This is a genomic window from Polaromonas sp. P1_G2, assembly GCF_056405515.1.
On sequence record NZ_JBFUBY010001393.1, the window covers coordinates 1 to 410 of the forward strand.

Annotated in this window: 1 protein-coding gene; it reads right to left on the reverse strand. The window is 46.8% G+C overall.

Going from position 1 to position 410, the window contains the following annotated elements; all coding sequences use genetic code 11:
* On the reverse strand, nt 1-334 hold a 334-nt coding region (locus tag AC1D0P_RS30725), incomplete at its 3' end, for a hypothetical protein (protein WP_477680189.1).
* Between the last annotated feature and the right edge of the window lie 76 nt (nt 335-410).

Sequence of the window (410 nt, forward strand, 5' to 3'; positions counted from 1 at the left end):
CAAGAAACGCTCTGCGGCCATGTCCAAAGGCATCTCGCGACCTTGCAATCGCCGCACGACACCCAAAAAAACCCGACACCAAATACGCCAAAAACGAAAGAGCCACAAAGACCCAGAGGTAGCCGCCGATAATTGCCGGTACACTAAAAAGCCAAACCAATTCCACGAAACTTGAGAGGAATAAAATGAGCATCCCATACGCGAAATAATGCGCACGCCCCATCTCCGCATTTGAACGGGTTACAATCCCTGCAATAATCGCCCCAACCACTATGAGAAGGTAAGCAATACCTTTAATGTTATCCTCACCCTGCCCGACATAGGCGATAGCCATATGCTCTAACAATTTCTTGACCTCACCGAAATAACCTCTGTTTCCAATAGATAATCTCAAAGTCTTCCTATTGTAC